Origin of the sequence: Paraburkholderia sp. A3BS-1L (assembly GCF_051125215.1) — a bacterium.
GTDB lineage: Bacteria > Pseudomonadota > Gammaproteobacteria > Burkholderiales > Burkholderiaceae > Paraburkholderia.
In genome coordinates this window covers 587,893-606,054 of the sequence record NZ_CP120445.1, presented here as the reverse complement: position 1 = coordinate 606,054, position 18,162 = coordinate 587,893, and the positions used below count along the sequence as shown (strand labels likewise).

Genomic DNA, 18,162 nt, shown 5'->3' with positions numbered 1-18,162 from the left:
CTTAATTCACTTGCTTGAGATGGAACAGGCGGTGCTTGTCGATCGTGGTTTCGAAGCCTTCCGGAACCACGAAGGTGGTGGCATCGGATTCGATGATGGCGGGGCCCACGATGTGGTTGCCGGCCTTGAGCGATTCCATCTTCCAGAGCGCGGCGTCTACCCACTTCTTGTGGCGATAGAAGGGGCGTGTACCCTGATACGCTTGCTGGGGCGGCGTCGGTCCGGCATCGGGATCCTCCGGCAGCACCGGTTTCTGGGTGGTGACCATGCCACGCAGGATCGCGCCGGTGATCGAGAAGCCCAGTTCCGGCGAGCGGGCGGAACTCGCGTAGACGCGGCCATAGGTGGTCTCGAAGGCCTCGACAATCGCGTCCCAGTCGGCGGCCGTGGCGGCCGTGGCGACCGGTGAGACGATCTCGAGGTCGTTGAGCTGACCCATGTACTGCATCTTGTAGCCCGGAATCAGAATGACGTCCTTTGCCTTGAAGCCGTTGTTCTCGAATTCCTCGACGACCTTGACCGCCAGTTCCGACCAGGCTTCCTGCAGGGTCTGGCAGGCCGCTGCCTTGTCAGTGTCCGGCGCGAATTGCGCGACGCCGAGATCCACCGACTTGTCGTAGCGATACTCGAAGTCGGCGCAGGCGCAGCCGAACGCCGAGAAGCCGGCTGCCCAGGCGGGCACGACCACGTCCTTGAACCCAACGCCCTCGGTATAGCCGTAGGTGTGAACAGGGCCGGCTCCGCCATAGGAGAAGCAGGTGAATTCCGCCGGGTTGTAACCCTTGGCGCTGATGTTGGCGCGCAGGTACTCGGACAAGGTAAGGTCCAGCAGTTCGATGACGCCTGCGGCAGCATCTTCCACAGACAGGCCCAGCGGATCCGCGATCTGGTCCTTGATGTGCTGGCGAGCGCGGCTCACATCGAGCTTGATGGCGCCACCGAGGAAGTTGTGCGGATTCAGGTAGCCCAGCACGACGTGGCAGTCCGATACGGTGACCGTGTCGAGGCCGCTTTCGGGCCAGCAGGTGCCCACACGGTAGCCGGCACTATCGGGGCCGAGCTTAATGGACTTGCTGTAGGGGTCGAGGCGCACGAAGCTGCCGGCGCCCGCGCCGACCGAATCCATCGCCACCAGAGGCAGGGAGAGCACCAGGCGGGCCATGTCCGGGTCCGATTTGATGGCGAAGTTGCCCTTGGTGATCAACGCCACGTCGAAGCTGGTGCCGCCGATATCGGAGCAGGCAATGTTCTCGTCGCCCAGGGCCTCGCCGAGCAGCCTGGAGCCGATCACGCCGCCGATCGGGCCGGAAACGATCGTGCGCGCGAGCTCCTTGGCCTTCCAGCTGATGGTGCCGCCGTGCGTGGCCATCACGCGCAGATCGAACTTCGCCCCGTGCTTGCTGAAGCGGTCGCTGACTTTCTTCAACGTCTGGCGCGAAGGTTCCGCGCCATAGGCCTCCAGGATGGTGGTGTTCATCCGGTGGCTTTCCTTGCGCGACGGGTAGTAGTCCACCGAGGCGAAGACGGGGACATCTGCCTTCAGCTTCTTTAGCTCTTCGCGCACGATGTCGCGGGCGCGCTGTTCGCTGGATTCATTCTTGTGGGATTGCAGCAGGCAAATGACGATGGCTTGCGAGCCAGCCTCAACCAGCTCCCGGGTGGCATGGCGGACTTCGTCTTCACGCAGGGGGATCACCACCTTGCCTTGCACATCGGTGCGCTCGGTGACGCCACGCGTGCGCGAGACCGGCACCAGGGGCTCGTCGTAGCGATGGGTGTTCAGATGGATGCGGTCTTCCAGCGCGTAGCCCAGGTAGCTCTGCAACGCGCGGCCCATCGAATGGATCTGCTCGAAGCCGCGGTTGCAGATGAGGCCAACCGCAAGGCCCTTGCGCATGAGGATCCGGTTGAGCATGGCCGTACCGGAATAGACGCAGGTCACCAGTTCGGGATAGACGTCGTCCACGGTCCGGTCCCAGTGGGCGAGGGCATCTTCGGAAGAATTGTAGATGGCAAGGGATTCGTCACTCGGATTGCTTTGCGCCTTACCGACCACGAAACGGCCATCCGAGCGAACAAAGAAGGTGTCGGTCATCGTGCCGCCGGCATCGATGCCCATCACCTGGATGGTGGACTGAGGTTGCATAGTGCCTCCTATCATTGATGTAGTCGTAGTGGGAGATCCCCACGTCCCATCCATTGCAGGGGGCGTGCCAGCGGTGGCCAACACCTCGGGCCGTGCTTGATCGGATAATGAAATCAATACGTTGCGTGCGTTCCCCTTGCCAATCGCCGATACATGGGGGCTGCCGACGCTGTCCGGATTCCTGACGCGTGTGCAGCGGTGTCCGGGATCCGGACGCGTCACGGACAGGTGGCCCGATTGGTGACGGCGAGCTGCCTGACGGCATTTACTACAGTTGCCAGGAGATTAGTTGTCCAAAATTTTAAGGCATCGATCTGGTCACTGCGACTCTCGCCATATACACACCACGTGCAGAAGTGCTCGCAGTTATTGGAGATCAGCCGATAACGATTCTCGCCAAGACGCGAGTAGGCCCGGCGGCTGGCTTCCATGCCGGCGAATCTGGCGTCGGGGCTTTGCCTGATCCAGACCGGGTGCCCATGTGCGAACGTTGCGAGCGAGACCTCCTGCACTGGGCCGCGACGCAGTGAGCGCGAGAGCCCCGCGTAATGCACCACCTTCCCGGCCCCCGCATAGAGACCGTGATGCGTGTAACCAAATCGGCCGGTGACCAGGTGGGTGCCGATTGTCAGATCCGCGCCGGCATCGGTCTTGACAACCGGGCGCCTCGTTCTCGTTGAATCTTTCATGGTCTTCACCGCAGTGCGCTGACTCTCGCACAAGACCAAGGCATACGGTGTGCCATCGCCACCAGCGATCGGCGGGGGGGAGCTTCGGGCCCGAGTTGCAACTCGGAACAGGAGCGATCGTCGCCAGCGGGGAAGCGTTATGCTCACTTCCGTCGGTTGGACAGCGCTGATGTCGCGATGCCCCGGACCCGGGGAACTCTCGGTCTATCCGGTATCGCTGGAAGACGTTCGCGAATTCAACGCCCTGAATGCTGCTATCGCTGTTCGGAATCCGGACGTCCAACACAGAAGTGTCCGGATTCCGGACGCATTCTTACGCTTGCTGCAGAGCACAAGTTATTGATTTGAGGGGTTTATTGACTTTGCCAGGACGAGGGGCTACGGTTGCTGCAACCAATGGAGTGTGACCGTCCCATGCCGTTCTCCCAATCCGGCGTCCTGATTCCCCGCAGCAGCGACGATCCTGTCGTGGCCTCGGCCTGGGAGCGTTTTCTGCAGCATCAGCCCCTGGCGGGACAGGGGGTGCGCGGCGTCGTCCTGGCTTCGTGGCAGCGGTGCCGTTCCGAGGCCGTTGATCCTGCCAGGCACTCTGCACCTGGGGCCGCCGCCGAGCGTTTCCGTCAGTTGCAATGGCAGAACAGAGATCTCTGCGGTGCTGCGCGTCCGGCACTCGATAGTCTGCGCGATATCCTGAGGGAATGCGGCACCCTCATCATGCTCTGCGACCCGGGCGGCACCATTCTCCAACTCAATGGTGAGACCAAGGCCCGCGGCGTCGGCGAGAAGGTCAATCTCGCCACCGGGGGGTGCTGGAATGAAGACGTCATCGGCACCAATGCAATTGGCACCGCAATCGCCACCGGTGCTCCGGTCCAGATCCATGCCAGTGAGCATTTTTGCCTGGACGTCAAACGCTGGACCTGCGCTGCTGCACCTATTCTTGACCCCTTTACTCGCACCCTGCTAGGCGTGGTGGATGTCTCCGGCGTCAAGGAGACGTTTCACGGCCACACCCTGGGATTGGTGCTGACCGCTGCACGGCAGATCGAAGGAGAGCTGGCTCGCCTCGACGTGGAGCTCCACGAGCGCCTGCTGGCCAGCGCCATCGATCATTTCATCCGCTACGCCAGCGACTACGTTGTGCTCGTCGACAGCCGCGGACGCATTGTCCGCACTTCCGGAAATGCGCAGGCGGCGAGAGAGATGCACGACGTGCGGTTGCCGCTTCTGCAAACTGGCAGCCAGGTGCCAGGACTCAACCTCGCACTGTCCGACGCTGAGCGATGCGGCCAACGCGCTGAATGGTTGCGCCCAGAATGGCTGCACTTAGTGAAGGACCATGACGCTACGCTCGGTACGATGCTCGTGATTCCGCTCGGTGCGCAAAGGAATCGAACCACCATATCGCCGCTGCCCGCGGCCACGATGACACTGGCGGGAAACGATCCTTTCGGCGAAATCGTTGGTGCAAGCGAGGTTCTGGCGGCGACCAAGGCACGCGCTCGCCGCATTGCCCCTCTCGACCTGCCAATTCTGCTCCTGGGCGAGACCGGAGCCGGGAAGGAACTCTTCGCCCGGGCGTTGCATCGAGCGGGTAACTGCGTCCAGGGCCCGTTTGTCGCCGTCAATTGCGGTGCCTTGACCCGTGAGCTCCTGGCCAGCGAACTCTTTGGCTATACCGAGGGCGCTTTTACCGGTGCGCGTCGTGGTGGCCTTCCAGGCAAGTTCGAGCAGGCAGATGGCGGCACACTGTTCCTGGATGAAATCGGCGAGATGCCGCTCGACATGCAGCCCCACCTGTTGCGGGTGCTGCAGGATGGCATCGTGGTCCGTCTTGGTGATACCCGCGAGCGGCGTGTTTCAGTGCGCGTCATCGCCGCCACTAACCGTGATTTGCAAAATGAGATCGCCACCGGGCGCTTCCGCGAAGACTTGTACCACCGCCTCTGCGCGGTCAGCCTGCAACTGCCGCCGCTGCGCGACCGGCCTGGCGACATCGAGGCAATCATCGAGCATCTGAACGGCAAGCTCGCACGCAAATATGGCTGTGCGCCCAAGCGGCTTGAACCGGCTGTGTACCAGGCGCTTCTGAGCTATCGTTGGCCGGGCAACATTCGCGAATTGCAGAATGCCTTCGAAGTGATGTTCGCGCTCAGCGAAGGCAACGTTATCGATATATCTTTGTTGCCCGCGTCCATTGCGCAGACCAGGAGTTCACTTCCCATATCAACTTCCACGTCAATTCCTGCTTCATTCGGTCGCCTCGACGAAATGGAGAGACAGGCAATACTCGGTGCGATCGCGAATGCCCATGGAAATATTTCGATGGCTGCGCGAACACTGGGAATTTCGAGGAGTACGCTTTATGTGAAGCTGGCCACGATCCGGGCCCAGCTTGGCAACTCAGGCGCCGTCATGTAGAGATTGCGCGCGGGAATTCAGTGTGCCACGGAGCAGGTTTCAGGGTTGGCGCCGTAGTCCATCCTTTCTTCCACAGGCCAGATCGACGCTTTTCACGCAGCGTGATAGTCGGCGCACGCTAGCATTGGTGGGCACGGTATTTAACATAATTCTATTGATCAATTTTTGCATAGGAATCCATACTAAATTATCGGGAGGTTGGTATCGGATTGTGCTTCAATTCGGTCCGCAATTTGATTTGATTGACAACTGCGGAACGGGTAGGGAAGCGCTGCCCTCCAGCGAACCTCAAGCCCGCCAACACGCCTTCCATAGTCGCTTTTTCCGGGCCAACGCGCGGTGAATCATCTCCATCGCTTCCCCGGCGTGTCTGTTTGTCCGGTGAACGCTACCGGTCTCGCGGCGCAGTTTCTGTTTGCACCGACCGGGCACACGCGCGCGCGCCGCTTCAAACTATCTATCGTATAGATCAGTACCCGCCTATCCGACGACCAGATCGGCCTCGCGCAGCAGCGCCACAATGGTGCGCTCGGGGGCATGAAGCCGAAGCATCAGGTCCTGCACGAAGGTCGCCACCGAGACTGCGGGATGGCCATCTTCAAAATATTCCAGGAGCCGCTGGACCTGGTTGGCCGGAATCGCCAGCCGCACACGCTCCGCGCAGACGCGCAGACGCGCAGGCCGCTGACGCTCAACCTTGTATCTGGATTCCACCGCAACGTCGAGAGCCCGTTGGGAAGCGGCTCCGGCAACACGCGGAATTTGTGGTCGGGCAGTTCCGTCAGGTAGCCCTGCGCAGTGAGCGCCCGCAGATATTGGTGGACGGCGACCTTTTCCGCATCCTCGAATGCCGGCACGATTCTGAGTGCCCCAGGTTGACGATGTCAGGGCGCAGCAGAGCAACATACTCCGAACCGCATTCCCTGAACTGGTCGCTCAACGTTACTGGAAGGACATCTCCAGCGACACGCCCGAGTAGTTCGCCCGCGGCGCCATCTGCCGGCCGGGACCCTGCTCGAAGTGGATCAGGTCGTATTGCTCAAGCGTCTTGAGTGTGCGCGAGAGGTTCGACTTCTCGCGACCGCTTGCAGCAGCCAGTTCAGTCAGCGATTGCGGTTCGGTTTCCGCAATGAGCCTAAGCAGCATGCGGTTGCCATCCGAGAGGATCTTCGAGAAGCTCTCGACGGACTGAAACCAGACTTTGGGTTCGTCCGGAGCCGGTTTGAGTTTGCCGCTCGCGATCGCGATCGTCCTGGCCTGGAATTCCTTCAGCGGCATGATGCCGACCTTCAACGTCTTCATGGTGGTAATCATTTCGTTCCCTCCCTTCTCGAGAAACGCGTTGACTTCCTTCCAGAAGTCAGTCACCAGCGTGCCTGCGTCGCTATACTCGTAGAACCTGACGCGGTCGCCGGCGTGGCGATGGTCGTGCTCGATGCGGGTGCGAGCGCCGGGGCCCGAGCCCTCTTCGACCGGGTGAGCGTTATCGAACCCCAATATCCGCTCGTTGTCCGATGCCTAGTGGAACACCGGCAACGATCGCGCAGCCCACCGCGACGCTCACCAGCCAGATGTGCTGCAAGGTGAGTTGCAGCAGCTCAGGCCAGCTGGAAGAGAGATAGTCGAATACGCTCATGAGATCTCCTTCAGGGCAGCGCGTGCGTGCGCAGGAACGCGTCGGCCACTTCGCGCGGCGACTTGCCGTCGAGATCGACCGCCTTGTTCATGTCCTGCATCACATCGTTATTGATCGCCGCCGAAAGCGCATTGAGTTGCGCCTCGAGTTTCGGATTGCGCTCGAGCGCCTCCTTGCGCACCACGGGCGTGGCGTTGTACGGCGGGAAGAAGTGCTTGTCGTCGTCGAGCGGCACGATGCCGAAGCCCTTCACGCGGCCATCGGTCGTGTAGACGAGGCCGATCTTCAGCTGGTTGGTGTGCAGCGCCGTGTAGACGAGCCCCGGGTCCATCTGCTTCAGTTGCGAGCGCTTGAAATGCATGTCGTAGGTTTCGAGCAGCGGCTTCAGGCCGTCTGGGCGGTTCGCGAATTCCGCGTCCATGCCGAACACGATGTGGCTGGCGTCGGGGCTGGTCTTCAGATAGTCGGCGAGCTGTGAAACCGCTTTGATGCCGGTGGCCTGCATGAACGGGCTCGGCAGCCCGATTGCGTAGGTGTCGTTGAGCGGCGAGGCGTCGAGCCAGACGAGCCCGCGCGGCACGTCAAGCGCTTTCACGCGCTGGTACATTTCTTCGGGCGTGAGCTTTTCCGTGAGCTTGTCGTAGACGAGCGCCGCCGTGCCGGTGTAGTCCCACGCCAGATCGAACTTGCCGTTCTCCAGCGCGCTGCGCATGAGCGTGCTGCCGAGCCCGGAGCGGACTTCCACCTCATAGCCACGCGAGCGCAGATATTGCGCCGTCACTTCCGCGAGCACGTACTGCTCGGTGAAATTTTTCGCGCCCAGCACCAGCTTGGCGGCGAACGCCGAAGAACTTGCCGCCACGCACAGCGTGCCCACGGCGAACAGCCGCGCGATCGATCGAATCGTACTGCGAAACATGGGAAAGCCTGCCAACAGGGCGCTCATGCTGCACCTCCGCGGCGCGCCTTCCACCGGCGGCTTCCGGCCGCGACGGCGCCGTCCAGCACGAGCGCGAGTATCGCGGTGAGCGAGGCGCCCAGCAACAGCAACGGTTGATCGTTGAGATAGATGCCGGGAAAGATCAGCGAGCCGAGGCTGTCGGCGCCAATCAGATAGGCGAGCGGCGCAGTGCCCACATTGATCGCGAGCGCCGTGCGCACGCCGCCCACGATGATGGGCAGCGCCTTGGGCAACTCCACGCGGGTGAGCGACTGCCAGCCGGTCATGCCGATGCCCTTGGCGGCTTCGCGCAGCGCGGCGGGCACGTTCTTCACGCCTTCATAGGTGTTGCGCGTGATGGGCAGCAGCGAGGCGAGGAACAGCGCGATGATGGCGGGCAGGTCGCCGATGCCGAAAACGCCGAGTGCGATGGCGAGCACGGCCAGCGACGGAATTGTGTTGCCGATGTTGAAGACCTGCATGAAGCGCTCGGCCTGGCGCTGAAAGCGCGGCCGGCTGAGCAGCACGCCCGCAGGCACGCCGACGATGATGGCGAGTGCCATGGAACAGCCCACGAGCCGTATGTGCTGGCCCGCGTACCAGGCGAGATCGCCGGCGTGCCTGGCGAACGTTTCAGCGCCGATCCCACGGGCGAGCGCCCATGCGATGACGGCAATGGCTATCAGGCTGCCCAGCCACTGGACAGTGCGTCGAGTCATGAAGAGGCGTCCCCTCAATCTCGGTGCGGCGCGCGTGACCGAAAAAAGCGCGTGCGCCGCGATGACGCCAGATGGCGCCGCGATGGAAGTTCGTGATCCCGGCATGGCCGCGATTGAACTGACGGAAACAGTCCTTGCTGGCCGCAACAAGAGGCGGTCAGCAGTCGAATGAACGCGCCGATGCGTTCGTCTGATTGTCATGTTCAGCCCAGCAGCGCAACGACGCCGTAGCGAGCGCGCCTGGGACAGGGCATCGTTCCGTAAGAACGGTATGGATGCGGCGGGCGGAAACCCGGGCCGCTGAGGCCGGTGGCCCCCTTGATATGGCGAAATGGATGCGCTCGCAACTAGTTTGTTGTTGCACCACAGCGGCTGTATTACCTCAGGTATATCGCCGCAGTTACATCACGTTACGCAAGAAGTCATGTTCTTTGTGACAGGAAGGCGAGTATAGGCCAATCGATTAAGCGCGTCTACCGTGCGACGCATTCGATATGACTCGCATCTCCGTGAATGGCCGCGGAAAGGTGCCCACACGTGTCATATAAGGTAAATGATTTGGATGTCGAAGTAAATTATGCAGGTATCATTTCCCGATTGAATTCAACAGGCTCCAGCGGAAATTATGTAATCGCGCGTGCGGGCGTGCAGCGGTCAAACGCGGTCCGCTGCATGCCCGCCACAGTGCTATGGCGTCACGCCTCGCGCTTAGCGCCCGTGACGCCGAGAGTGCGCTCGGCCAGCACGGCATCGCGCTTGGCAAGCAGGTGGCCGCGCAGGATTTTCGCCAGTGCGGGGCCGTTGCGCGCTTCGAGCGCGGCAATCATGCCTTCGTGGTCGCGGATCGCGCCGTCCCACTTGCTGGTCTGAAAGTTGGAGCGAAAGCGCAGCGCTTGCAGACGGCGGTTCAGCGTCACGTAAGTTTGGCGGAGCGCTGCATTGCGCGCGGCGATGTTGATGAGGTCGTGAATCGCATGATTGCGCGAGTAATAGCCGGACAGGTCGTTCTGCGCACGGCTCAGCAGCATGGCGGCGTGCAGCGCCTTGATTTGCGCAAGCTCCGTATCGCTGATGCGCTCGCACGCGAGTTCGCCCGCGAACGCCTCGAGCCCGCTCATGAGCTCGAACATGTCGCGTATCTCCGCTTCGCTCAACTGTGCAACCGTTGCGCCGCGGTTCGGCGAGATCTCGATGAGCCCTTCGGCGGCCAGCACCTTGAGCGCTTCGCGCAGCGGCGTGCGCGAAATGCCCAGCACTTCGCAGAGCTTGCGTTCATTGAGTTTCACGCCGGGCGCGAGCTGCCCTTCGACGATGAATTCGCGCAGGTGATCGACCACCGTGTCGTGCAGGCGCTGACGCGCGAGCTTCGGCAGCGCGAACTCCGGCGCGCCAGGCGGGGCGGACGCGAGTTGCGCGTCCGGAATGTCTGGATTTTGCATACGAGATCCCGATCGTCCGACTTGCCCCCATTCTAGCCGAGAGGCCGCCGGCGCATTGCTGAGCCTTGCTGCCGGGTTTCCCTTGGGCGTTCGCCGACAAGTTGACCTTGCATCTGCTCAATCATGCATTTGAGTATTTTGCATGCAAAATTTCATTCTGTACGGCTTCGGCACCGCCGCATGTTGGCGCTCGATCGGGTACGGCATCATGGCGCACAACGTGGCCGCGATCGACGCGATGCTGGCCGATGGTCACGAAACCTGATTTTGTAAGTTATCCAAAATGTTTGGTACAGGGCGCGTTTTTTTGGCGAGCACGGCGAAGGCCCGTGTCGGGGGCGGATGGGTTGCCTGGCAGTACGGACCACGGATCAACGTGGCATTCGCCGAAATTAAGGCGCTCTTCTATCGCGCGAATCGCACGAGTCCGGACCGCATCGTTCATCCGCCGAAAATGGACGATGTCGAGAATCTCCGCTTCGCGCCCTGCTATCACGAGCGCGCGTGGCGGCCGGTGCCCGGCTGATCGGCATGGAATATCACGCGCGATCCGCTCACGGGCGCAGAAGGACGCTGCTTGGCTGGATCCCGGGCGTTGCGGCTGCGCCCGTCGAATCGTCATGCTGCGACATGGCCGGCAGCTTCGGCTACGAAAGCGAGCATTACGCCACCTCGCTCGCGATGGCGGAGCTGTCACCACTGCCCGCCATGCGCGCCACGCAGGCAGCCGGCGACGCGCTGGTGGTCGTCGACGGCACGAACTGCCACCATCAGAACGCCGACGCGCAAGCGCGCAGGCGCTGCGCGTCGCTCAGGTTCTCGCGCGCGCTGGATGTGGCGCTTACCAGGGCGCGGTAAGACGCGTCGGGGCGCATCGCGTCAGGCTACGATGGCCGGATGCGCCTGCACCGGCCCGCCTAGCTGCTCGCGATGCGAGGGCGGCTGGCGTCCGTCGATATCGGTGATGCCGTACTCGCGCGCGAGTTCGGCGCCCACGAGCACGAGTCCGGATTTTTCGGTGCGGTGCGGATCGCGATAGAGCGCGTCGACGAGCCGCCCCGTGAACTGCGGGCTTTCCGCAAGCTCGCTGAAGCCGGCGTACTGCTCGGGATGCGCGGCGATTACGCGTTCGGTGCGCTCGGTCTTGAGCATGCCCATCCAGATCGACACTGCCGCCACGTTGAACGCGCGCAGATCCACGGCCATGTCTTTCGCGAACTTGTCCACGCCGGCTTTTTGCGCCCCATAGGCCGCGCCATGCATGTAGCAGCTCGCGCCGAACGATGAGGTGAACGCGATCAGGCCGTCGCGCTGCGCGGCCATCATGCGTGCCGCGTGCCAGCTTGCGACGTAGGCTGAGCGCAGGCCCACGTCCAGAATGTTCACCAATTCCAGCGGTTTTTCCCAGAACGGTGCGGGGCGGATCAGCTCGTCGTGCAGGACCGTGGCGTTGTTGACGAGCACGTCGATTCGGCCTTGTTCGTCGCGGATGCGCGTGAAGATGGCTTCGACCTGGTTGTCGTCGGCGTGGTCGCAGGCTAGCGCGATGCCGTGGCCGCCCAGGCGGGTGATTTCTGCCGCGGTGGCGTGGATGGTGCCGGGTAGCGGCGCGTCGCCATCGTTCTGCGAGCGGCCCGTTACGTAGACTGTTGTGCCGGCAGCGCCTAGTGCTAGCGCGATGCCTTTGCCTGCGCCGCGCGAGGCGCCGGTGACGAGGGCGATGTAGGGGTTGGGCATTAAGGAATCCTTCGGGTAGTTATATCAGCGAAAAAGCGCGACCAAACCGCGCTCACGCGTCAACAAGCCTTCGTGCATCGCACGCAGCAAACGCAGCAGCCCGTATCGCGCCAACTGCATCCGCAGAAACATCCGGCAAGTCCCCAAGCGGAATAAACGCACTGATCTCCAGCCCATGCCCCGAAAGCGCGGGCAACTTGAGCGGTGTCGCAAGCACGTTAAGACGAGACAGACCCAAATCGCGCAGAATCTGCGACCCGATACCGTACTGGCGATTGCCCGATTCAGCACCGTGGCCGCTGTTCGCATGAGCCGCCTCACCCGCGCCGGTGCGCAAAGCACAATCGAGCAGCACGGCTACGCCACACCCTGCCTGCGCGATGCGCGTGAGCGCGCCATGCAGCGCAAGTCCATGCGCATCCGGGTCTTCATCGAACAAATCGAGCAGCGCGGCGCGTTCCTGCACACGCACGAGCGTGGGCGCGTCCGCGCTGGGCTGGCCGCGCACGAGCGCGAGATGCGTCGCGTCGCGCACGCGGTCACGATACTCGATCGCCTCGAACGGCCCCCAGGCAGTGGCGAGCGTGCGCGACGCCACGCGCTCCACCAGCGATTCGCGCTCGCTGCGATAGCGGATCAAATCGGCGATGGTGCCGATCTTCAGGCCATGCTCGCGCGCAAAGGTCATCAGCTCGGGCAGGCGCGCCATGGTGCCGTCGTCGTTCATCACCTCGCAGATCACGGCGGCCGGCGTCAGGCCCGCGAGCGCAGTGAGATCGCAGCCAGCTTCGGTATGGCCCGCGCGCACCAGCACGCCGCCTTCGCGCGCGACGATCGGAAATACATGGCCCGGTTGCGCGAGATGCTCGGCGCGCGCGCCCGGCGCGATGGCCGTGCGGATCGTATGCGCGCGATCGGCCGCGCTGATGCCCGTGGTTACACCTTCGGCTGCTTCGATGCTCACTGTGAAGGCCGTGCCGTATTGCGTGCCGTTGTGCGCGCTCATCGGGCCCAGTTGCAGGCGCGCCGCGTGATCGGCGCTCAGCGTGAGGCAGACGAGGCCGCGCGCGTGGCGCGCCATGAAGTTGATGGCCTCGGGCGTGACGCAGTCGGCGGCAATCACGAGATCGCCTTCGTTCTCGCGGTCTTCTTCGTCGACGAGAATCACCATGCGGCCTGCGCGCAGTTCTTCGACGATGGCGGGGGTGTCGGCCAGTTTCATACGGTCTGCTCCTCGCGATTGGCGCTATTGACGCGATTGCCTGGATGGGTGGCGTGAAGGGCGGTGCGATCGGCCGCGCCGAACACGGGCGCGCGGCGCTCCGTGAATGCGCGGGTGCCTTCGCGGAAATCGCCTTGGGCGGCGCAGGCGAGGAAGGCGCGCTGCTCGGCCACGAGTTGCGCGCCCAGCGTGTGGCGCGGCGCATCGGAGATCAGATGCTTGGTGTGCGAGAACGCGGCGGGCGAGAGCGCTGCGAGGCGAGCGGCGCGCTCAATGGTGGCCTTGGCCAGCTCGGCGGCGGGCACGACCCAGTTCACGAGGCCGACACGCAGCGCATCTTCAGCGCTGTAGCGTTCGTCCAAATAGAGCCATTCGGCGGCAGTGCGCGCGCCCATCAGGCGCGGCAGCGTGAAGGTCGCGCCGCCATCGGGCGAGGTGCCGAGGCGGTTGTACGCCGAGGTGAAGGTGGCGTCGGCGGCGGCAATCGCCACATCGCAGGCGGCCACCAACGAAAGGCCGAAGCCGGCCGCGGTGCCGTTCACGCTCGCCATTACCGGCTTGGCCGAGTGGGAGATCAGCTCGACCGCGCGCTGTGCATGACGCACGAGCTTGCCGATGGTGCGCTCGCGGCGCGCGGCAGAGAGTTCGAGCGCCGCGCGCATGGCGTGCACGTCGCCGCCCGCCATGAATGCACGGCCCGCGCCGGTCAGCACGATGGCCCTCACGGCGGGCTCCTGGGTGAGGCGCTCGAGCCGCGTGCACAGCTCGACGGCCATCGCTTCGCTCAGTGCGTTGAGTGCGTCGGGCCGGTTGAAGGTGAGCGTGGCTACGCCGTTGGCGTGCGTGGCGAGAATCGTGTCGGTCATGAGGCGTCCGCGCGCGTAGGTGCGTAAAGGTGTAGGAAGGTATCAGGGATGCAGCGCGGCGCGCAGGGCGCGGGCGCCCAGTTCGAGCGCGGCGCTTGCGGCGTCGAGCACGCCGACCATGCTGGCGAAGCCGTGCATCTGGCCTGGCCAGCGCACGTGCGTGACGGGCACGCCCGCCTGTGCGAGCCGCGCGGCGTAACGTTCGCTCTCATCGCGCAAGAGATCGCATTCGGCGCTCACGATGGTTGCGGGCGCAATGGCTTCGATGCGCTCCGCGCCCAGCGGACTCGCGAGCGGCGAAGCGCGGTCCGCTTGCGGTTCGAAGTACTGATCTTTGAACCAGCGCATGAGGCCCGCATCGAGGAAATAGCCGCTGCCATACGTTTCGTATGAAGGATGCTCATGTGCGCAGTCGACCACCGGATAGAGCAGCAACTGGTGCGCGATCGCCACTTCGCCGTGCAGCTGCTGCGCGCAGACGGCGGCCAGATTGCCGCCCGCGCTGTCGCCGGCCACCGCGAGCGCGCCCGGAATCGCGCCCAGTTGCGCGGCGTGGGCCGCTGCCCAGCGCACCGCCGCGATCGCGTCGTGTGCGGCGGCCGGAAAGCGCGCCTCCGGCGCGAGCCGGTAATCGACCGATAGCACGAGCACGTTTGCGCGCGCCGCGAGCGTGCGGCAAATATTGGCGTGCGTGTCGATCCCGCAAGCGACGAAGCCGCCGCCATGGAAGAACACGAGCAGCGGCAGGGTTCTCCCGCCCTCATGGGGCTGAGGGATCGGACGATAGAGCCGCGCGGCGAGCGGGCCGGCCGCGCCTGGCAGCGCCAGGTCTTCTTCGGCAGCGATGGCGTCGCCCTGGTTGACGAGGCTGGATGCGCCGCCCGCCGCAATGGCGGCGCGATAGCTGGCGGCGTCGAGCCGGCTGTAATCGGGGGCGGGCATGCCGGCGAGCGTGGCGAGCAGTGCGGCGGCCTGTGGGTCCAGCGCCATGAAGGTGTCTCCCTGAAAACGTCATCGAAGCGCGCCTTGTTGGCGCCGTTTAGCGCATTGGAGCGCTTGCGCGAAGCGCTTGCATCGTCCGATTAGACGAGGAGCGTGGACCGTGACCGGCGTAATGTCCGGACATCCGCAATGCAGGCACACGGCCCGCACGATCGCCCCAAAAAAAGCCCGAAGCAGTTGGGGGACGCGGATGAATACAAATGAAAAGGCGAACGCGCCAGCCAGGGGAATATCCCGATGGCAGCGGCGAGACAGCCCCGTAAAGTTTGCCGTCGCTAGGGGCGGCATGGAGGACGGAGACTGTGTTGATGGAGACAAGATGGGCCCCGGAAGAGGGCCAGGACGCCGGTGTCATGGCTGGCGTCGACCTTTCGCAATTCAGCGCGCTGATGGCGCGCGTGTACCAGGGGCCGCTGGAAACGGTGCCATGGTCCGGGGCGCTCGAACTGGTGCGCCAGCATCTGGACGCAGCCTATGCCACGCTGATCCTGCGCTCGCCTTCGAGCGACCGGCGCGGGCTGATGGTGCACGCATCGGAGAGCGGCATACCCGATGAGTCATCGTATAACGACTATTACTATTCGCTCGATCCCTTCGTCGGCCTGCCGGCGGACCGTGTCGTGACCGTGGACGAGGTGTTCGGCGAGACCGGCTGGCTCTCGAGCGAGCTGTACAAGCAATTCCTGAAGCCCAGTGACGTGCGCTATATCATGGGCGCCGACCTGCGCACCGAGTCGGGCGTGGAGTGCCGTTTCCGCGTATGCCGCAAGCACGCCGGCACGCAGTTCACGGCGCGCGACAAGGCGTTTTGCGCGCTGCTGCTGCCGCATCTGCGCCGCGCGGTGGAGCTGCATTCGCGTCTGGACGTGGTGGAGTCGGAGCGCACGCTCTATGCGAGCGCCATCGACCGCATGCTGGTGGGCATGGTCACGCTCGACGAGAGCGGGGCGATCATGAACACCAATAGCGTCGCCGATGAAATCCTCGCGGAAAGCGACGGCCTGCGCATTTCGAAGGGGGCCGTCGAGGCCATGGACAGCCAGGAGAACCGCACGCTGCAGCGGCTGATCCGCCACGCGATGATGGGCCACTTCGGCACCGCCGGTCCGCTGGTGGAGGCCATGCCCGTGACGCGCAGCGGCGACCGGCCGAAGCTCGGCGTGCTGGTGCGCACCGTGCCGCTTTCGGAGTGGTCGGAGGACAATCGCCGCCGGCCCGCCACCGTGCTGTTCCTGCGCGATCCGGACCGCAAGTCGCAGCGCTCGCAGGAAATCGTGCGCAAGCTGTTCGATCTCACGCCTGCCGAGACCTCGCTCGCGCTGCTGCTGACCAATGGCCCTACGCTGGAAGAGGCAGCAGAAGAACTGGGCATCAGCAAGAACACGGCGCGCGCCCATCTACGCTCGATTTTCTCGAAGACGGGCGTGACGCGGCAGGCGACGCTCGTGCGCATTCTGCTTGGCAGCGTGGTGCCGCTGGGTTGAAGGGCGCGCGCGCTTTGTGGCGCTTTCCTCGTACGTCAAAGCGCCTGATGTTGTCTATCGTTGGTAAAGTAAAGGGCGGCCTCATGCAGGCTGCCCTTTTGCATTTCACGGCCGGTTCTTTTGCGTGAGCACGAGCAGCGCGCCGTTGCGGTCCTCCAGTACTGCGCGCAATTCGTGCGGACCCTGCTGCACGGGCGCCCGCACGCTGGCGCCCGTGGCCACTACGCGCTCCATGGCCGCATAGAGATCGTCATCCTCTGCAATCCGAAACGTTAGAGCAGGACGCTCGACAATGCGCTCGTCGCCGGCTACCAGCGCGATCGTGAGCGGACCGCCCTCCAGCGCGCAATACCGCTCGCCGTCGCGCATTTTCACCGTGAGTCCAAGCCCGTCGACGAAGAACGGCAGCGCCGTCTCGATCGCGTCCACCGGGTACAGCATCATCGAAGCCTTCATTGCATTTTCCCCTTGAGTTGGTCTGGCGCGGCTGTGCCATGTGGGGATGCTAGCGCGCGTATGGGCGCGCGCCATGTCCGATTGGACTAGAGGTGTGCCTAAACCTTCGCTAATCCAAACAGACGATGCATCGCTTGCCCGGCGCACAGAAACTTCATCTCGTGGACCGTCACGATCACACCTGCGGCGGCAGCGCGGCACCCGCCGCCCCCGTCCGACAAACAAGGAGACAGCTGCGATGAAGTTTTCCCTGATTTACGAAGCCCAGACGACCGATGCCTCCCGCGAAGGCGACCACCGCATCTTCAAGGAGACCGTCGAGCAGGCACTGCTCGCCGAGCAGATGGGCTTCGATACCGTCTGGTGCGTCGAGCACACCTCGCTCACCAACTATGCGCACATGAGCGCGCCGGAAACGTTCCTCGCCTATCTCGCGGGCCGCACCACGCGCATCGGTCTCGGCCATGGCGTCGTCTGCCTGCCCCCCGCGATGAATCACCCGATCAAGGTGGCCGAGCGCGTTGCGCTGCTCGACATTCTTTCGCAGGGCCGCGTGCACTTCGGCGTGGGCAAGGGCGGCAGCCAGCAGGAAGCGGGCGCATTCGGCTATGACCTGGGCGAGTTGCAGCCGATGATCGACGAGTCGATGTATCTCGTGCCCAAGATGTTCGTGCAGGACGAGATCGAGCACGACGGCAAATACATCAAGATTCCTAAGCGTCCGATTCACCCGAAGCCGTATCAGGATCCGCATCCGCCCATGTACATGGCCTGCACCAACAGCGACGCCCTGACGCGCGCTGGCCAGCGCGGTCTTGGCGCGCTCGTGCTCGGCTTCGGCGGCCCCGACGAAGTGGCGAAGAAGAACGCGCTCTATCGCCAGGCATACAGCACGCGCAAGGCCGAGGAGCAGGTGGGCTTCCGCCCGACCGAACACCTCGCCGCGCTGTGCCCGGCTATCGTGATGGGCGACGGCCAGCAGGCCCGCAAGATCGGCATTCGCGGCCAGCGCTATTTCATGGAGTCGCTCGCGTACTGGTACACGGGCGGCGAGCGTCCGGACCCGTCGAAGTGGGGCGACGACCTCGTGCAAGCCGATAGCGGCCAGATGGTGATCCGCTCGCGCTTCGCTTCGGAAGAAGTGGTGGTGGACTTCAGCGACCCGGCGCTCTCGATGATGAACCCCAACCACGCGTACGGCACGGTGGACGATTGCATCGGCTACGTAGGACGCCTGATGGAAGCGGGCGTGGACGAAGTGCTGTTCCTCGTCCAGATGGGCACGGTGCCGCATGAAGCTTCGATGGAATCGATCCGCAATATCGGCGAGCACGTGATTCCGTACTTCAGCCGCGTCAAGGCGCGCGCCGCCGCCTGATCCAGGCGCAAGCGCACACGCGCCCGG

General features: G+C 63.8%; 18 protein-coding genes and 1 pseudogene. 6 read left to right on the top strand and 13 right to left on the bottom strand.

Going from position 1 to position 18,162, the window contains the following annotated elements:
• Window position 1 precedes the first annotated feature (1 nt).
• Both P5W99_RS33470 and P5W99_RS33465 read right to left on the bottom strand, forming a co-directional pair.
• A complete protein-coding gene (locus P5W99_RS33470) occupies window positions 2-2,146 on the bottom strand; it encodes a hydantoinase/oxoprolinase family protein (RefSeq protein ID WP_434665566.1) in 2,145 nt (714 codons plus the stop codon).
• Between the two features lie 218 nt (window positions 2,147-2,364).
• On the bottom strand, window positions 2,365-2,835 hold the full coding sequence (locus P5W99_RS33465) for a lecithin retinol acyltransferase family protein (RefSeq protein WP_434665564.1): 471 nt from the start codon (window positions 2,833-2,835) through the stop codon (window positions 2,365-2,367).
• Between the two features lie 414 nt (window positions 2,836-3,249).
• Here P5W99_RS33465 and P5W99_RS33460 point away from each other — a divergent pair, with 414 nt between their 5' ends.
• The gene (locus tag P5W99_RS33460) at window positions 3,250-5,256 is read left to right on the top strand and encodes a sigma-54-dependent Fis family transcriptional regulator (RefSeq protein ID WP_434665561.1); all 2,007 of its coding nucleotides are present in this window, start codon (window positions 3,250-3,252) and stop codon (window positions 5,254-5,256) included.
• Between the two features lie 480 nt (window positions 5,257-5,736).
• Here the strand turns inward: P5W99_RS33460 and P5W99_RS33455 are convergent, their stop codons facing one another.
• From P5W99_RS33455 to P5W99_RS33430, 6 genes and pseudogenes are all read right to left on the bottom strand, one after another.
• Entirely contained in the window at window positions 5,737-5,970 is a 234-nt protein-coding gene (locus P5W99_RS33455; RefSeq protein WP_434665558.1) for a hypothetical protein, read from the bottom strand.
• Between the two features lie 228 nt (window positions 5,971-6,198).
• Complete coding sequence (locus P5W99_RS33450) at window positions 6,199-6,753, bottom strand: MarR family transcriptional regulator (protein ID WP_421028132.1); 555 nt, start codon at window positions 6,751-6,753, stop codon at window positions 6,199-6,201.
• A 16-nt stretch (window positions 6,754-6,769) separates the two neighbouring features.
• Window positions 6,770-6,892 (bottom strand): annotated as a pseudogene (locus P5W99_RS33445) (choline ABC transporter permease); the annotation flags it as partial.
• Window positions 6,893-6,902: 10 nt separating this feature from the next.
• On the bottom strand, window positions 6,903-7,838 hold the full coding sequence (locus tag P5W99_RS33440; protein WP_434665555.1) for a glycine betaine ABC transporter substrate-binding protein: 936 nt from the start codon (window positions 7,836-7,838) through the stop codon (window positions 6,903-6,905).
• The gene (locus P5W99_RS33435) at window positions 7,835-8,551 is read right to left on the bottom strand and encodes an ABC transporter permease (RefSeq protein ID WP_434665552.1); all 717 of its coding nucleotides are present in this window, start codon (window positions 8,549-8,551) and stop codon (window positions 7,835-7,837) included. The genes P5W99_RS33440 and P5W99_RS33435 overlap by 4 nt, the downstream gene beginning before the upstream one ends.
• A gap of 695 nt (window positions 8,552-9,246) precedes the next feature.
• Entirely contained in the window at window positions 9,247-9,990 is a 744-nt protein-coding gene (locus P5W99_RS33430; protein ID WP_421028129.1) for a GntR family transcriptional regulator, read from the bottom strand.
• A 142-nt stretch (window positions 9,991-10,132) separates the two neighbouring features.
• Here P5W99_RS33430 and P5W99_RS33425 point away from each other — a divergent pair, with 142 nt between their 5' ends.
• From P5W99_RS33425 to P5W99_RS33415, 3 genes are all read left to right on the top strand, one after another.
• Window positions 10,133-10,255, top strand: coding sequence for a hypothetical protein (locus P5W99_RS33425; protein WP_421028128.1), 123 nt, complete (start codon window positions 10,133-10,135; stop codon window positions 10,253-10,255).
• A gap of 111 nt (window positions 10,256-10,366) precedes the next feature.
• A complete protein-coding gene (locus P5W99_RS33420) occupies window positions 10,367-10,516 on the top strand; it encodes a hypothetical protein (RefSeq protein WP_421028127.1) in 150 nt (49 codons plus the stop codon).
• Window positions 10,495-10,848 carry a hypothetical protein gene (locus tag P5W99_RS33415; RefSeq protein ID WP_421028126.1) on the top strand — a complete coding sequence of 118 codons (354 nt, stop codon included), beginning with the start codon at window positions 10,495-10,497 and terminating at the stop codon, window positions 10,846-10,848. Before P5W99_RS33420 ends, P5W99_RS33415 begins: the two co-directional genes overlap by 22 nt.
• Window positions 10,849-10,869: 21 nt before the next feature.
• Here the strand turns inward: P5W99_RS33415 and P5W99_RS33410 are convergent, their stop codons facing one another.
• Genes P5W99_RS33410 through P5W99_RS33395 form a run of 4 tightly spaced genes read right to left on the bottom strand, consistent with a single transcriptional unit; the run spans window position 10,870 to window position 14,805 of the window.
• On the bottom strand, window positions 10,870-11,727 hold the full coding sequence (locus tag P5W99_RS33410; protein ID WP_421028125.1) for an SDR family NAD(P)-dependent oxidoreductase: 858 nt from the start codon (window positions 11,725-11,727) through the stop codon (window positions 10,870-10,872).
• A gap of 52 nt (window positions 11,728-11,779) precedes the next feature.
• Window positions 11,780-12,949, bottom strand: a complete 1,170-nt coding sequence (gene ribBA / locus P5W99_RS33405) for a bifunctional 3,4-dihydroxy-2-butanone-4-phosphate synthase/GTP cyclohydrolase II (RefSeq protein WP_434665547.1) — start codon at window positions 12,947-12,949, stop codon at window positions 11,780-11,782.
• Window positions 12,946-13,815: an enoyl-CoA hydratase-related protein gene (locus P5W99_RS33400; RefSeq protein WP_434665544.1), complete on the bottom strand. Its 870-nt coding sequence runs from the start codon at window positions 13,813-13,815 to the stop codon at window positions 12,946-12,948. Before P5W99_RS33400 ends, ribBA begins: the two co-directional genes overlap by 4 nt.
• Window positions 13,816-13,857: 42 nt before the next feature.
• Window positions 13,858-14,805 carry an alpha/beta hydrolase gene (locus P5W99_RS33395; protein ID WP_434665541.1) on the bottom strand — a complete coding sequence of 316 codons (948 nt, stop codon included), beginning with the start codon at window positions 14,803-14,805 and terminating at the stop codon, window positions 13,858-13,860.
• 320 nt (window positions 14,806-15,125) lie between these two features.
• Between P5W99_RS33395 and P5W99_RS33390 the strand changes: the two genes are divergently transcribed.
• Window positions 15,126-16,301, top strand: coding sequence for a helix-turn-helix transcriptional regulator (locus P5W99_RS33390; RefSeq protein WP_421028121.1), 1,176 nt, complete (start codon window positions 15,126-15,128; stop codon window positions 16,299-16,301).
• A gap of 105 nt (window positions 16,302-16,406) precedes the next feature.
• Here P5W99_RS33390 and P5W99_RS33385 read toward each other — a convergent pair whose 3' ends face one another.
• Window positions 16,407-16,757, bottom strand: a complete 351-nt coding sequence (locus P5W99_RS33385) for a VOC family protein (protein WP_175195135.1) — start codon at window positions 16,755-16,757, stop codon at window positions 16,407-16,409.
• Window positions 16,758-16,995: 238 nt separating this feature from the next.
• On the opposite strand from P5W99_RS33385, the gene P5W99_RS33380 reads away from it, so the two are divergent.
• A complete protein-coding gene (locus P5W99_RS33380; protein ID WP_421028120.1) occupies window positions 16,996-18,135 on the top strand; it encodes an LLM class flavin-dependent oxidoreductase in 1,140 nt (379 codons plus the stop codon).
• Window positions 18,136-18,162 lie beyond the last annotated feature (27 nt).

Bases quoted from the DNA above. Each gene is read 5' to 3' on its own strand.
- P5W99_RS33385 (WP_175195135.1), bottom strand. From the start codon at position 16,757: ATGAAGGCTTCGATGATGCTGTACCCGGTGGACGCGATCGAGACGGCG.
- P5W99_RS33380 (WP_421028120.1), top strand. From the start codon at position 16,996: ATGAAGTTTTCCCTGATTTACGAAGCCCAGACGACCGATGCCTCCCGC.
- P5W99_RS33465 (WP_434665564.1), bottom strand. From the start codon at position 2,835: ATGAAAGATTCAACGAGAACGAGGCGCCCGGTTGTCAAGACCGATGCC.
- P5W99_RS33395 (WP_434665541.1), bottom strand. From the start codon at position 14,805: ATGGCGCTGGACCCACAGGCCGCCGCACTGCTCGCCACGCTCGCCGGC.
- P5W99_RS33400 (WP_434665544.1), bottom strand. From the start codon at position 13,815: ATGACCGACACGATTCTCGCCACGCACGCCAACGGCGTAGCCACGCTC.
- P5W99_RS33430 (WP_421028129.1), bottom strand. From the start codon at position 9,990: ATGCAAAATCCAGACATTCCGGACGCGCAACTCGCGTCCGCCCCGCCT.
- P5W99_RS33390 (WP_421028121.1), top strand. From the start codon at position 15,126: ATGGAGACAAGATGGGCCCCGGAAGAGGGCCAGGACGCCGGTGTCATG.
- ribBA (WP_434665547.1), bottom strand. From the start codon at position 12,949: ATGAAACTGGCCGACACCCCCGCCATCGTCGAAGAACTGCGCGCAGGC.
- P5W99_RS33410 (WP_421028125.1), bottom strand. From the start codon at position 11,727: ATGCCCAACCCCTACATCGCCCTCGTCACCGGCGCCTCGCGCGGCGCA.
- P5W99_RS33425 (WP_421028128.1), top strand. From the start codon at position 10,133: ATGCAAAATTTCATTCTGTACGGCTTCGGCACCGCCGCATGTTGGCGC.
- P5W99_RS33460 (WP_434665561.1), top strand. From the start codon at position 3,250: ATGCCGTTCTCCCAATCCGGCGTCCTGATTCCCCGCAGCAGCGACGAT.
- P5W99_RS33435 (WP_434665552.1), bottom strand. From the start codon at position 8,551: ATGACTCGACGCACTGTCCAGTGGCTGGGCAGCCTGATAGCCATTGCC.
- P5W99_RS33470 (WP_434665566.1), bottom strand. From the start codon at position 2,146: ATGCAACCTCAGTCCACCATCCAGGTGATGGGCATCGATGCCGGCGGC.
- P5W99_RS33440 (WP_434665555.1), bottom strand. From the start codon at position 7,838: ATGAGCGCCCTGTTGGCAGGCTTTCCCATGTTTCGCAGTACGATTCGA.